We start from the raw sequence: 13,172 nt of genomic DNA, 5'->3' as shown, positions 1-13,172 counted from the left end.
CGCTTGCATCTGTTACCCCCGATGTATAGAACAGTGTTCGTCTTGACGAACACCGTTCTACAGACGAACACCGTTCGCGTCAACTACGATTAACCGCGATGACCGAGCCGGACCTGCCCTCGCCTCCCTGGCGTCACGGGAGCCGCCGCCGCCCCCGCGCCGCGCGACCCCCGCTCTCCCGCGACCAGATCGTCGAGGCCGGGCTGCGGATCGTCGCGGCCGAGGGGGTCGAGGCGGCCAGCATGCGGCGGGTGGCGGCCGAGTTCGGCACGGGCCCGTCCAGCCTGTACGCCCACGTGGCGAACAGGGACGAACTGCTCGACCTGATGTTCGACCGGGCCTGCGCCGGCATCGAGGTCCCCGAGCCGGATCCCGACCACTGGCCCGAGCAGGTCAAGCAGATGGCGCGGGAAAGCTACACCCGGCTGATGAGGTACCGCGACCTCGCCCGCGCCGCGCTGGCCACCGTCCCCACCGGACCGAACGCGCTGCGGATCACCGAGGCGACGATGGCCGTCCTGCTGGCCGGCGGCGTCCCACCCAAGATCGCCGGCTGGGCGGTCGACCGCATCTTCCTGTACCTGGTCGCGGAGGTCTACGAGAGCTCGCTGCGGCAGGCGAGCATCGAGGCCACCGGCAAGGACCCCGAGCAGTACTTCGCCCACTGGGTCGAGCAGCTCGCCGCCTACTACGAAAGCCTGCCCCCGCAACACTTCCCGCACCTGCACCGGCACGCCCGCGACATCACCGGCGGCGGTGGCGACGAGCGGTTCCTCTTCGGACTCGACCTGCTGGTCGACGGCCTCGCCCGGTACGTGCAAACTCCGGCGAAACGGTCTGCGGGCACGGCCTGAGCAGCAACCGGTCAATACTGGGTGCATGAGGGTCAGCACCGCCGTCGACCGGCTGCCGGTGCCCGTCACCACGTTCGGGCCACTGCACCTGCTGGCCGTCCGCGTGCACGTGCTGGCGAACACGGGCCGGTGCCGGGAGGCCATCGACGCGGCGGACGCGTACGCCGTGCTGGCCGCCGCCACCGGCGACACCCGTACGCTGCCGTTCCTGCTGCAGGGCAAGATGTACGCCAACCTGGAGATGGGTCGCCTGGCCGAGGCGGCCGCCCTCGGCGAGCGGCTGCTGCGCCACCAACGCCGGGCCGGCTCGGTGCTCGGCGAGGCCAAGGCGCTGTGCGACCTCGCCCGGGTACACGTGCTCAGCGGCCATGACATCGACGGCATGCACCACCTGGCCCGCGCCGGGGTGCTGCTCGACCGCAGCACGTTCGACGGCGACCGGCGCCGCTCGGCCCTCTGCTCGTTCGCCGAGGCCGCCACCACGGCGGAGATGTACGAGACCGCGGCCGCCACCTACGAACAGCTCAGCTACGCGTCGCCGGCGTTCCGGCTGGTGCACGCGGGCACCTTGCTCTACTGGGGACTGCGGCTGGGCCACGTCGGGCGTACCGACGAGGGCGCGGCCCGGCTGCGCCGCAGCGCCGAGCTCACCCGGCACCACCTGGAGGAGACCGGGCCACCGGACGCCGGTGACGCCGGCACCACGGCGATGCTGGCGCTGGCGCTGGCCAAGCTCGGCGACGTCGTCCCCGCGGAGAAGCTGGCCCGCGAATCGATCATGCCGTTGCGGGCGGGCGAGAATCATCAGTACGCCCGCATGGCGCACCTGGCCCTCGGCGTCAGCCTGCGCGCGCAGGGCCAACTGGCCGAGGCGCGCCGCGAGCTGGTCGCCGCCCGGGAGCTCTGCGTGTACGGCGCACGCCCCGACGAGCCACTGATCATCCGGTTCGAGATGGCGCAGACCGCGCGGGAGATCGACGACGGCCAGTCCAGCCGCGACATGTTCGAGGCCGTCGAGAGTCAGGTGCTCCAGCTCTGGCGGCTGCGGCTGCACCGGCTGGCGATGCTGCGCCAGGCCCGCCAGCGCGAGGAGCTGGAGACAGCCCGGCTGCGCGCCGAGCGGGAGATCATGCGTGACCCGCTCACCGGCCTGGGCAACCGGCGGCGCTTCGACGCCGTACTGCACCGCATCGACGCCGGACGGATCGCGCCGCCGCTGGCGCTGCTGCTGATCGACCTGGATCACTTCAAGGCGGTCAACGACGCGTACTCGCACATCGCGGGCGACCGCGTGCTGCGCGAGGTGGCGGCGATCCTGCGGGCCCACTGCCGGGCCGAGGACGTGCCGGTGCGCTACGCGGGCGACGAGTTCGTCGTGTTCCTGCGCGGCGACGCGGCGGCGGGCCGCGAGGTCGCCGAGCGCATCCGGGCCGCGGTCGCCCGGACGGACATCCTGGCGGGGGTACGCCTGACCGTGAGCGTGGGCCTGGCGGCGATGACCCCGGGGATGAGCGCGGACGCGCTGTTCCGCGCGGCGGACGAGCGCCTGTACGCGGCCAAGTGGAGCGGCCGCAACGCCATCGCCTGCTGAACCTACTTGGGGTAGACCACCGAGGAGGCGCCGCTGTACGGGTTGCGGGTGCCGTCGGTCAGGGCCCCGGTGCCCTGCGCGTCCAGCCACACCACGTACGGCTCGCCGGACTTGAGCCCGGTGATGGTGGTGGTGACGGTGCAACCCGTGCCGGTGGTCGGCACGCTCGTCCAGCTGTACGCGGGCTGGGGGCCCGTGATGAGCCGCTGCGGCACCGCGGTGACCCGGTACGCGGAGGCGCTGCGGCGCGGCCAGCTCACGGTGAGGGACCGGACCTTCGCGGTGACCGTGACCGGGATGACGACCTGGCCGTTCGGCGGGGCCGGGCAGGCGCTGCCGGACGCCGACGGGTACGCGACGGGCGGCAGCGTGGTCGCCCGGGAGGGGTACGTCACGGCCGGGCTCGGGGTCGCCGAGCCGCTGGCCACGACGATCCAGCTGTCGCCGGATCCCGGCGCGGGGGTCGTGGCGGTCGGTGACGGCGTCGCCGCCGTGAGCCCGAGCACCCCGCACCCGCCCAGGGTGAGCGGCACGAGCAGTGCCGCCAGCAGCTTTCCCCGCATCCGTGCTCCTCCGGTCAGCGCGGCCCGATTACCGCACTGATCGGCTGGCACGCGGACCGGCTGAGGGCCGGATGTCCGTCCCGGGGGTTACCCGCGCCACCGGAGAGGGAAAGGCTCAGCAGGTCGCCGGGCGGACCGATCTGCCCGGCGACGGCAACCCCGAGAGGACACCGCCAGCCATGTACCGGCTCAGCCCGCCGAGCGACCACCCCGCAGCGCATGGGTGACCGCGACGGCCAGCTTCTCCAGGTAGTCGTCGTCGATCGGGGTCCGGGCCACCGCGACGCGCCAGTAGAGCGGGCCGAGGATGAGGTCGACGGCCACGTCGGGGTCGGCGTCGGCGGGCAGTTCCCCGCGGGCGATCGCCTGGCCGACCAGTTTGTCGCCGACCGCGTGCTGGTGGGTGTGCAGCGCCCGCTGCAGCGTCTCGGCGATCTGCGGGTTGCGCGCGGCCTCGGCCATCAGGTCGGGGATGATCTGCGAGGCCATCCGGTGCTGCAGCGCCTTGCTGGCGATCATGAGAAGCAGCCGGAGGTCACCGGCGAAGGTGCCGGTGTCCGGAAGTGGCACGGCCCGCTCGGCCACATCCGAGACGATCTCAAGTACCATCTCGAGCTTGTTGCCCCACCTGCGGTAGATCGCGGTCTTGCCGACCCCGGCCCGGCGCGCGACAGCCTCGATGGAGAGGCGGCCGTAACCCACCTCGGCCAGCTCTTTCATCACGGCGTTGCGGATCGCCACGGTGATGTCCCCGCGCAGGACCGCCGCTCCGGCGGGTGCTCGTTTCCCGGTCGCCACGGAGGCAATATAGCGCAACGACGCTACGGTTGCGTTCCGCCGTTTGCTGGGCTACCGTCGGCTTCACGTCGATACGATACCGTTTCATCGGCAGCACCTCGCTAGTGTGTTCACGCGCAAACCCCCGAGGCCCGGCAACTCCGCCCGGCCGACGAGATCGGAGCGCCACCCCATGGTCCAGACGGCGGTCGCCGGCAACGACACCGGTCTGCCTATGAAGGAGCTGGCCAAGCGGCACGGCCTGAGCGCCGCCGGTGCCCTGCCCAGCCTGCCCGCGTACCTGCGGCAGCTGTGGGCCTACCGGCACTTCATCGGGGCGTACGCCAACGCCAAGGTCTCCTCGTCGCTGGGCAACACCCGGCTGGGGATGTTCTGGCAGGTCCTGACGCCGCTGTTCAACGCGGCGGTGTACTACCTGATCTTCGGCGTCATCCTGTCCGGCACCAAGGACATGGACAATTTCATCGCCTACCTCTGCACCGGCGTGTTCGTCTTCGGCTTCACCCAGTCGGTGGTGCAGAGCGGTGTCGTGGCGGTCACGAACAATCTCGGCCTGATCAGGGCGCTGCACTTCCCCCGCGCCAGCCTCCCGCTGGCCGTCGTGATGGTCGAAGCGCGCAACCTGGCCGCCTCCATGGCCGTGCTCATGAGCATCGTGCTGATCACGGGCGAGCCACTCACCGTCGAGTGGCTGCTGATCGTGCCCGCCCTGCTGCTGCAGACGATCTTCAACACCGGCCTCGCCATGCTGAGCGCCCGGCTCGGCTCCAAGATCACAGACATCAAACAGCTGGTCCCGTTCATCATGCGGATCTGGATGTACAGCTCCGCCGTGATCTACTCCGTGGAGCTGTTCGAGCGGCGGCTGGACGGCTGGGCGCTGCGCCTGGTCGAGGCCAACCCGATGCTGGTCTACATCGAGCTGATGCGGCACGCGCTCATGGAGGACGTCCCGCTCGCGGGCTCGCCCACCCGGCTGTGGATCCAATCCATCGTCTGGGCGCTGATCGTCGGCGTCGGCGGATTCATCTACTTCTGGCGCGGCGAGAAGGGGTACGGCCGTGGCTGAGACAACCGACCGGGTACCGACCGTCATCGCCGACGACGCCCACGTCGTCTACCGGGTGTACGGCTCCGCGGCCGCGGGCGCGAACAGCCCGGTGGCCAGCTTCAAGCGCATCGTCACGGGACAGAAGTCCGGTGCGGTCCGCGAGGTGCACGCGGTCAAGGGCGTGAGCTTCGTCGCGTACAAGGGTGAGGCGATCGGGCTCATCGGCAGCAACGGCTCCGGCAAGTCCACCCTGCTGCGGGCGATCGCCGGGCTGCTGCCCGTCGACCGGGGCACGATCTACGCCTCCGGGCAGCCCTCGCTGCTCGGCGTGAACGCCGCCCTGATGAACGACCTGCCCGGCGAGCGCAACGTCGTGCTGGGCTGCCTCGCGATGGGCATGAGCCCCGCCGAGGTGAAGGAGAAGACCGCCGACATCATCGAGTTCTCCGGCATCAACGAGCGCGGCGACTTCAGCTCCCTGCCGATGAAGACGTACTCGTCCGGCATGTCGGCCCGGCTGCGCTTCGCCATCGCGGCGGCCAAGAAGCACGACGTGCTGCTGATCGACGAGGCGCTGGCCACCGGCGACGCCAAGTTCCGCCGCCGCAGCGAGCAGCGGGTCCGGGACCTGCGCGAGGAGGCCGGGACGGTGTTCCTGGTGAGCCACAGCGAGCAGTCGATCCGGGACACCTGCGAGCGCTCGATCTGGCTGGAGTCCGGCGTCATCCGCGCGGACGGCCCGACCGAGGACGTGATGAAGGAGTACGAGGCCTACATGCGGAAGTAGGCCCCGCCCTCCCCCGGTCAGCGCACCGACAGGTGCACGTGGTTGGTGTGGTCGCTCGACGGGTCCCCGTTGCCCCGGGAGTACGACTTCCAGCCGCTGCTGGGCAGCCAGATCCGGCGGAACCAGATGACGTACAGCACGCCGATCCGGTCGGCGTTGCCGATGAAGTAGTTCGCCAGCCGGTCCCCGTACGTACGGCTGGCGCCGGAGGCCACCCCGCCGAAGGTGCCCTTGTCGGCCGCGAAGTCACACGCCCGCCCCTTGGGATGCTCCCCGGAGTTCTGGTGCCGGAAGCACTTGACGAAGCGCGTGAATCCGGCCCCCTTCGCCTGCTGCATGGCGAACTGCAGGCGGGGCGTGATGCAGCCGGTGGTCGTGGGGTCGTCCACGGTGCAGCCGGTGCCCAGGTTGCGGGGAGCCGTGGCGGACTTGGTGGTGTTGCCGCCGCCGCTCGGTCCCGCGACGTCCTGGCCGCCACCGGCGGCCTTGAGTGCCGCCTCCGCCTGCGCCTTGCGGCGGGCCATGACGTTGAGCTGCTTCTGCTGGTCGCGGATCGTGGCGTCGATCGCGAGCTTGGCCTTAGCCTGGCCGTCCCGGGTCTGCTTGAGGTCGCGCATCGCCGCGTCCTGCCGGATCGCGACCGAGCTCAGGGTGTCGGCCCTGTCCAGCAGGGTGTCCGAGTCCGACGCGGTGAGCAGGGCCGCCATCGGCCCGAGCCGCCCGGTCCGGTAGCTCTGCTGCACGATCTCGTCCAGCGCGGCCTGCTTCGGGCCGAGCTCGGCGTCGAGCCGCTGCAGCGTGGCGGCCAGTTCCCGCTGGCGCGCCCGGGACCGGGTCAGGGCGTCCTTGGCGTCGGTGAAGCCGCGCGACGCCGATTCGAGTGCGTCGATGAGTGACTTACTGCCGCCCTCGCCGTCGTCGCCGGTGTCGCCCGGAGCGGCCAGCGGCCGGGGGGCCGCGGAGGCGGGAGCCGAACCGGCGAGGACCGATCCGGCGGCGACGACCATGAGGGCGAGGAGCGTGGCCCACAGCCGTCGGGCAGGGGTGTGCCGCACGTGCCTTCCTTCCGTCGGCCGCCGACCGGGTTAGCTGACGGGTTCGGGACGGAAGTGGCCCCTACCGCGCGGGTGGCGCGGATTCACCCCACGTACGTGGTTCCCCGGCTCGCCCTCGGGCGATTAGGCGGCGGTTTCCGCCGACGCCTTTCCTGGCGTCGTTATGAAACGGAGACCGTGTCGAAGAATACAGAGCATCGCGAGAATCGACAGGGGTCGCACGGTCGGTTACCAGGTGCTGACAATGCGTCAATGCGGTGAGAGAAATGCAACGATTCACATTGACCCGCGTTACGGCCACGGAAGCGGCGTCTTCCTTGCGTGTATCACGGAAAGTTGTTGGCTGGTAACGCATTTGGCACCGGTCGACCCCTTGATTCGTCAGGTAAGCTGGCCGCCGGTCACTGCCAGGAAGGCACCACCCCCAAGGTGCCGGCAGGCCACCACCTAATCGCCCTCGGGCGAGCCGGGGAACCACGTTTGTGGGGTGAATCCGCGCCACCGCGCGGTAGGGATCGCTTCCGTCCCGAACCCGTCAGCTAACCCGGTCGGTGGTCACGTGGAAGGAACAGAATGACGGCTAGACACCGCCGGTGGCTGACCGTGGCCCTGGCACCGCTCGTCGCGTTGGCGATGCTCGTCGCGCCGGCCGCCCCGGCCAGCGCGGAGCCCGGCAGCGGCAGCGCCGTGCCCGACGAGGGCAAGGACAGCCCGATGCTCAGCGACGTGATGGAGTCGACCAACCGGCGCTTCGTCGCCGCCAAGGCAGCCGTCGCGAAGTCGACGAAGACCCAGCTGGCGCTCGCCATCGACGTGCGCAACGCGGAGGCCAAGCGCGACCGGCTGATCCCCGAGGTCGGCGCGGTCGCCGGGCAGCAGTACCGCACCGGGAACCTGTCGGCCATGAGCTATCTGCTCAACGCGGACAGCTCGGACACCTTCCTCAGGAAGGCCATCTCGCTCGAAGAGATCAACTCGATCAACGACGAGAAGCTGCACGAGCTGAACACCGCGATCGACGAGGTCACCCGGACCAAGGCCCGGCTGGACGCCGAGATCAAGGAACAGCAGCAGAACCTCGCCGCGATGAAGAAGCAGAAGGAGACCGCCGACAAGGCGCTCGCCCTGGTCGGCGGCAAGAGCCTCACGGGCGGCTTCGTGGTGGCCAAGTCACCGATCGCCGCGCCCGCCCCGCGCAACTCCGACGGCGGCTTCTCCCCCGAGGGCTGCACGGTCAACGACCCCTCGCCCGCAGGCGGCTGCGTCACACCGCGTACCAATCACCTCTACAAAGAGGTGCGCAAGGCCGGCTTCAACCGCTTCGTCGGTTGTCACCGCAACGGCGGGCCGTTCGAGCACCCGAAGGGCCGCGCCTGCGACTGGTCGCTGCAGAAGAGCGGGTTCTCGGTCGCGCACAACAAGGACATGAGGGAGTACGGCAACAACCTCATGGCCTTCCTGGTCCGCAACGCCGACCGGCTCGGGATCTACTACGTGATCTGGTTCAAACAGATCTGGTTCCCGGCGACCGGCTGGAAGTCGTACCACGGGCCGAGCGCGCACACCGACCACGTACACGTGTCGTTGCTCTGAGGCACCAGCACACGAAACGGCCCCCGTCCGGCGGACGGGGGCCGTTCGCATGCTCGGCTCAGCCGCCGGCGCCGACCCGGCGCACCGGCGCGCGGCCCGCGGGCTGGCGCGGCGCGGCGCCGATCGGCGGCGCCTCCGGGATCGGTACGGTAACCGGCTTGACCTGCGTCACCTCGATCTCCTTGCCGTGGTGCACCAGCTCCAGCCGGGCCGCCCCGCCGCCGTTGCGCAGCGAGTACGTCACCTCCTCCGGCGTCACGTCGACCCGCAGCCGCTTGCCGTGCCAGAGCAGCGAGAAGTCGAGCCGGTTGATCCGGCTCGGCAGCCGGGGCGCGAACGACAGCTGACCGTTGAAGTCCCGCATCCCGCCCAGCCCGGCGACCAGCGCGATCCACGACCCCGCCAGGGACGCCACGTGCACCCCGTCGCGGGCGTTGCGGTGCAGGTCGTGCAGGTCCATCAGGGCGGCCTCGCCGAGATAGTCGTGGGCCAGCTCCAGGTGCCCCACCTCGGCGGCCAGGACCGCCTGGATGCAGGCCGACAGCGACGAGTCGCGGACGGTCCGGGCCTCGTAGTACGCGAAGTTGCGGGCCTTCTCCTCCGGGGTGAACGCGTCGCCGCGCACGTACATCGCCATGACCAGATCCGCCTGCTTGATCACCTGCTTGCGGTACAGGTCGAAGTACGGGTAGTTCAGCAGCAGCGGGTACGCCTCCGGCGGGGTGTTCTCGAAGTCCCACTCCTGTAGCCGGGTGAAGCCCTCCGATTGCTGGTGCACCCCCAGCTCCCGGTCGTACGGGATGTGCACGGAGGCGGCCGCGTCCCGCCACGACGCCGACTCCTCCTCGTCCACCCCCAGCCTGCGGGCCACCTCCGGGTGCCGCTGGCAGGCGTCGGCGGCGGCGAACATGTTCTGCTGCGCCATCAGGTTGGTGTAGACGTTGTCGTCGACCACGGCCGTGTACTCGTCCGGCCCGGTGACCCCGTCGATGTGGAACCGGCCGTGCCGGTCGTGGTGGCCCAGCGAGCGCCACAACCGGGCCGTCTCGACCAGCAGCTCCAGCCCGATCTCGCGCTCGAAGTCGAGGTCGCCGGTGGCCTGCACGTACCGGCGCACCGCGTCGGCGATGTCCGCCCCGATGTGGAACCCGGCCGTGCCCGCGGGCCAGTACGCCGAGCACTCCTGGCCGCGGATCGTGCGCCACGGGAACGCGGCGCCCTGCAGCCCCAGGGTCTGCGCCCGCTCCCGGGCCAGGTCCAGGGTCGAGTGCCGCCAGCGCAGCACGTCGGCCGCCGCGGAGGGCTGGGTGTAGGTCAGCGCGGGCAGCACGAACGTCTCGGCGTCCCAGAACGTGTGCCCGTCGTACCCCGGGCCGGTCAGACCTTTCGAGCCGATCGGCCGCTGCTCGGCGCGGGCACCGGCCTGCAGCGTGTGGAACAGCCCGAAGCGCACCGCCTGCTGCACCTCCGGGTCGCCCTCGACCTTGACGTCGGAGTGGTCCCAGAACTGGTCCAGGTATTCGCGCTGGGCCTCGACCAGGCCGTCCCAGCCGTCCAGCCGGGCACTGGCCAGCGCGGCGCCGACCTGGTCGCGGACGGCGGGCAGCGAGCGGTTGCTGGACCACCCGTACGCGGCGAGCTTGACCACGCGCAGCCGCTGGCCCGGTTCGAGCTTGCAGGCCACCGTGGTGCGCAGCCAGTCCGGGTGGCCCTCGGTGGTGACCGCGTGCCGGCCGGGCGCCTCCACGAGGTGCTCCATCGCCGCGGCCATCCGCAGATCGCTGGCCTTCGTGCGGTGCACCAGCAGGCCGCCGGTGCGCTGCTCCAGCATCTCCTCGGCCTGCAGCGGGTGATCCAGCACCGCGGCGACCCGCGGGTCCTTGCTCATGGGCGGCAGCTGCTCGTTGGCGACCAGCTCCGACTGCAGGATCAGCCGGGCCGAGGCGTGCAGCGGCTCGACCTCGTACAGGAACGCGACGACGGCGCGCTGGGTGAAGGAGACCAGCCGGACGGTGCGGATCCGGATCGCCTGCCCGGAGGGCGACACCCATTCGGCGGTGCGTTCCAGGGTCCCGGCGCGCAGGTCGAGGACGCGCTCGTGGGAGCGCAGGTCGCCGTACCGGACGTCGAGGGGTTCGTCGTCGACGAGCAGCCGCATCAGCTTGGCGTTCGTCACGTTGATCATCGTCTGGCCGGACTCGGGGAAGCCGTACCCCGCCTCGGCGTACGGCAGCGGCCGCAGCTCGTAGAACGAGTTCAGGTACGTGCCGGGCAGGCCGTGCGGCTCGCCCTCCTCGAGATTCCCGCGTATCCCGATGTGGCCGTTGGACAGCGCGAAGACCGACTCGGACTGGGCCAGCAGGTCCAGGTCCAGTCGCGTCTCCCGGATGTGCCAAGGGTCGACGGGATAGGCCCGTTCACGGATCACGGTAGTGCCTCTCGTAATGCGAAGGAGAGAGTCTGTGAATCTGTCGAGACTGCTATCGCGTGAGCAGCTCGGAAAGATCTTGTACGACGATGTCGGCGCCGTGGTCGAGCAGCGCCTGGGCCTGGCCCACCCGGTCGACTCCGACGACGATGCCGAAGCCGCCCGCGCGCCCGGCCGCAACCCCGGCCTGGGCATCCTCGAACACTGCGCAATGTTCGGGTGGCGTGTCAAGCAGCTTTGCGGCGTACTGGAAGGTGTCCGGGGCGGGCTTGCCGGGCAGCTGGTGCTCGCGGGCGGTGACGCCGTCCACGCGCGCCTCCAGGAGGTCGGCGATGCCGGCGGCCTCCAGCACGTCCTTGCAGTTGGCGCTGGCCGAGACGACGGCGCGGCGCAGGCCGGCCGACCTCGCGGCGTTCAGGTAGTCCACCGAGCCGGGGTAGACCTGCACCGCCCCCTCTTTGATCTTCTGCAGGACCAGCAGGTTCTTGCGGTTGCCGAGACCGTTGACGGTCGCTGCGTCGGGACCGTCGTCGGGAGTGCCCTCGGGAAGAGTGATACCCCGGGAGGCGAGAAATGTACGCACGCCGTCGGCACGCTGCCGCCCGTCGACGTAACGGTGGTAGTCGGTGCCCTCGTCGAACGGTACGAATTCCTGCCCGTGGTCGGCGGACCAGTCGCGCAGGAACGCGTCGAAGGTCTGCTTCCAGGCGGCGTTGTGTACCAGCGCGGTCTGGGTCAGAACGCCGTCAAGGTCGAACAGGCAGGCGGTGACATGAGGTGGAAGTCCGAGCACTGGCCCAATGTAGTCGCGCCGCCCGCACTTCGCGGCGGAAAGGCCCGCTCACATTTCCCCGGCGATTCCGCTCTGTTAAGTCCGCGGTGGGGTTTCGTTGCTCCACTCAGGGCCGGTGAGCTGGACCCAGGCAGATCCGCAGCCCGATGGTGGTGCCGATCGGGCCGGTGGCGACCGTGACCTCGTCGCACAACTGGTGTGCCAGCCAGATGCCCCGCCCGCCGACCTCGAACGCCTCCGGCACACCGGGACGGCCGAGGAAGCGCTCCGGAATGCCCGGCCCGGAGTCGGTCACGGTGCACCACGCCGAGCCGGCGGTCACCCAGACGACGATGCGTCCGTGACCGCCGGCGTGCAGCACGACGTTGGTGATCACCTCGTTGACCGCCAGCACGAAGCCGTGCAGGCGGTCACCCGCGAAACCGGCCGCCGTGAGGCGGTCGGTCACCTCGTGCCGGACCGTGGTGATGTCGTCGCGGCCGAACGTGCGGTCGAGCAGCACCGGCCCCGCGGAGGTGGGCGACGCAGCCGTACCCGCGTCCGGATCCTGCCTGCCGGCAGCCGGACGCAGCGTCTCCTGGCTCGCGCACGAGCCACTTCTCTCCTCCACCAGCGAGCAGCCTACGCGCTGCGACGCCGGCACGGCAGGCGACAATCCGACCGGGGGCCTCAGAAGAGGTGCGAGATGGTCCGGAAGATCTCCGCGTAGAAGTTGCCGTCGATGTCCCGGTAGAGGCTGAACTTCATGCCGGGGCTGCCGAAGAACGGCCGCAGCGTCCAGGCCAGCTGGGTGCCGACGAAACCGAACAGCAGGATCCAGACGTACAGCAGCGCCATGCTCGGCGGCGTGGCCGCGGCCTGGGGACGGGGCAGCGGGCGTCCGAGCGGCTGCGGGACGAGTTGGTAACCCGGCGGCACCTGCACCGGGGCCTGCGCGGGGACGGTCTGGGTCAGCGTGGCGGTGCCGCCGTTGCCGTTGCCGTTGGCGGGCACGGTCACCGGCGCGGCGGCCTGGGCGGGCGCGGCCGGGTCGGCACCGGCCGGGTCGGCGGGCGGGACGGCGGGCGGGGCGGGCGGGACGGGCGGGACGGCGGGCGCGGCCTGCGCCGAGCGGGGGGCCAGCAGGCCGTGCTCGTTGAGCACCTTCATGCCGCCGGTCAGGAAGCGCAGCCCGACCAGCGCCGACAGCGCCAGGATCGCCACGTTGAGCAGCTTGAAGAAGCCGTAGTCCGGCGCGGTGATGAGGAAGAACAGGCTGATCGGCGCGAACGCGAGGGCCAGCATGGCGGTGACGGTCAGCGCCACCATCACCAGCGACAGCGACTGCCGTACCGACAGCCGGGCGCCGAAGACGAGGTTGAAGAGGTACAGCGTGGGCAGGCAGATGGCCAGCGTGACCAGGAACAGCAGCGGCAGCTTCAGCGCCGAGGTCAACGCCATCAGCACACTGTGGAACGAGCCCAGCACGGCGCCGTAGCAGGCGAGCGCGATCACCGTACTGATCAGCATCTGACCGGTCAGGCGGGTGAGCCCCCGGTCCTCCACCACCTGCTGCCAGATGCCCTGGCGGTCCCGCAGGATGCGTTCGATCACCAACAACCCGGACGAATTAGCCATGCTGACCCCTCACGGAAGTGACGTCGATACGCCATCGCATCG

At 70.5% G+C, this 13,172-nt stretch carries 12 protein-coding genes and 2 riboswitches; of the genes, 5 read left to right on the top strand and 7 right to left on the bottom strand.

The features are described from left to right. Positions 1–98 precede the first annotated feature (98 nt). Positions 99–854 carry a TetR/AcrR family transcriptional regulator gene (locus tag EV385_RS17610; RefSeq protein ID WP_130510449.1) on the top strand — a complete coding sequence of 252 codons (756 nt, stop codon included), beginning with the start codon at positions 99–101 and terminating at the stop codon, positions 852–854. A 25-nt stretch (positions 855–879) separates the two neighbouring features. Continuing rightward, positions 880–2,445 carry a GGDEF domain-containing protein gene (locus tag EV385_RS17605; RefSeq protein ID WP_130510448.1) on the top strand — a complete coding sequence of 522 codons (1,566 nt, stop codon included), beginning with the start codon at positions 880–882 and terminating at the stop codon, positions 2,443–2,445. 2 nt (positions 2,446–2,447) lie between these two features. On the opposite strand, the gene EV385_RS17600 is transcribed toward EV385_RS17605, so the two are convergent. Then, positions 2,448–3,008, bottom strand: a complete 561-nt coding sequence (locus EV385_RS17600; protein WP_130510447.1) for a hypothetical protein — start codon at positions 3,006–3,008, stop codon at positions 2,448–2,450. A gap of 189 nt (positions 3,009–3,197) precedes the next feature. Continuing rightward, the gene (locus tag EV385_RS17595; protein ID WP_130510446.1) at positions 3,198–3,806 is read right to left on the bottom strand and encodes a TetR/AcrR family transcriptional regulator; all 609 of its coding nucleotides are present in this window, start codon (positions 3,804–3,806) and stop codon (positions 3,198–3,200) included. A 172-nt stretch (positions 3,807–3,978) separates the two neighbouring features. Here EV385_RS17595 and EV385_RS17590 point away from each other — a divergent pair, with 172 nt between their 5' ends. Continuing rightward, complete coding sequence (locus EV385_RS17590; RefSeq protein WP_130510445.1) at positions 3,979–4,875, top strand: ABC transporter permease; 897 nt, start codon at positions 3,979–3,981, stop codon at positions 4,873–4,875. Further along, positions 4,868–5,644 (top strand): ABC transporter ATP-binding protein, encoded by a 777-nt coding sequence (locus EV385_RS17585; RefSeq protein WP_130510444.1) that lies wholly within the window; start codon positions 4,868–4,870, stop codon positions 5,642–5,644. The genes EV385_RS17590 and EV385_RS17585 overlap by 8 nt, the downstream gene beginning before the upstream one ends. A gap of 17 nt (positions 5,645–5,661) precedes the next feature. On the opposite strand, the gene EV385_RS17580 is transcribed toward EV385_RS17585, so the two are convergent. Next, a complete protein-coding gene (locus EV385_RS17580; protein WP_130513381.1) occupies positions 5,662–6,651 on the bottom strand; it encodes a coiled-coil domain-containing protein in 990 nt (329 codons plus the stop codon). A 51-nt stretch (positions 6,652–6,702) separates the two neighbouring features. Next, positions 6,703–6,839, bottom strand: a riboswitch (cyclic di-AMP (ydaO/yuaA leader). A gap of 294 nt (positions 6,840–7,133) precedes the next feature. Then, positions 7,134–7,268, top strand: a riboswitch (cyclic di-AMP (ydaO/yuaA leader). Positions 7,269–7,272: 4 nt separating this feature from the next. On the opposite strand from EV385_RS17580, the gene EV385_RS17575 reads away from it, so the two are divergent. After that, entirely contained in the window at positions 7,273–8,292 is a 1,020-nt protein-coding gene (locus EV385_RS17575) for a VldE C-terminal domain-containing protein (RefSeq protein WP_130510443.1), read from the top strand. 58 nt (positions 8,293–8,350) lie between these two features. Here EV385_RS17575 and EV385_RS17570 read toward each other — a convergent pair whose 3' ends face one another. From EV385_RS17570 to EV385_RS17555, 4 genes are all read right to left on the bottom strand, one after another. Continuing rightward, on the bottom strand, positions 8,351–10,720 hold the full coding sequence (locus tag EV385_RS17570; RefSeq protein ID WP_130510442.1) for a glycoside hydrolase family 65 protein: 2,370 nt from the start codon (positions 10,718–10,720) through the stop codon (positions 8,351–8,353). A 52-nt stretch (positions 10,721–10,772) separates the two neighbouring features. Continuing rightward, the gene (locus EV385_RS17565; RefSeq protein WP_130510441.1) at positions 10,773–11,513 is read right to left on the bottom strand and encodes a beta-phosphoglucomutase family hydrolase; all 741 of its coding nucleotides are present in this window, start codon (positions 11,511–11,513) and stop codon (positions 10,773–10,775) included. Between the two features lie 106 nt (positions 11,514–11,619). Next, positions 11,620–12,123 (bottom strand): ATP-binding protein, encoded by a 504-nt coding sequence (locus tag EV385_RS17560; RefSeq protein ID WP_242624933.1) that lies wholly within the window; start codon positions 12,121–12,123, stop codon positions 11,620–11,622. A 59-nt stretch (positions 12,124–12,182) separates the two neighbouring features. Continuing rightward, positions 12,183–13,130 carry a hypothetical protein gene (locus EV385_RS17555; RefSeq protein WP_130510440.1) on the bottom strand — a complete coding sequence of 316 codons (948 nt, stop codon included), beginning with the start codon at positions 13,128–13,130 and terminating at the stop codon, positions 12,183–12,185. Positions 13,131–13,172 lie beyond the last annotated feature (42 nt).

It is taken from the genome of Krasilnikovia cinnamomea, assembly GCF_004217545.1.
In the GTDB taxonomy this organism is placed as follows: Bacteria; Actinomycetota; Actinomycetes; order Mycobacteriales; family Micromonosporaceae; genus Actinoplanes; species Actinoplanes cinnamomeus.
This window is presented reverse-complemented; position numbering and strand designations above follow the sequence as displayed.

Coding starts and splice junctions, on each gene's coding strand:
- EV385_RS17610 (WP_130510449.1), top strand. CDS start 99: ATGACCGAGCCGGACCTGCCCTCGCCTCCCTGGCGTCACGGGAGCCGC.
- EV385_RS17605 (WP_130510448.1), top strand. CDS start 880: ATGAGGGTCAGCACCGCCGTCGACCGGCTGCCGGTGCCCGTCACCACG.
- EV385_RS17600 (WP_130510447.1), bottom strand. CDS start 3,008: ATGCGGGGAAAGCTGCTGGCGGCACTGCTCGTGCCGCTCACCCTGGGC.
- EV385_RS17590 (WP_130510445.1), top strand. CDS start 3,979: ATGGTCCAGACGGCGGTCGCCGGCAACGACACCGGTCTGCCTATGAAG.
- EV385_RS17580 (WP_130513381.1), bottom strand. CDS start 6,651: ATGGTCGTCGCCGCCGGATCGGTCCTCGCCGGTTCGGCTCCCGCCTCC.
- EV385_RS17575 (WP_130510443.1), top strand. CDS start 7,273: ATGACGGCTAGACACCGCCGGTGGCTGACCGTGGCCCTGGCACCGCTC.
- EV385_RS17555 (WP_130510440.1), bottom strand. CDS start 13,130: ATGGCTAATTCGTCCGGGTTGTTGGTGATCGAACGCATCCTGCGGGAC.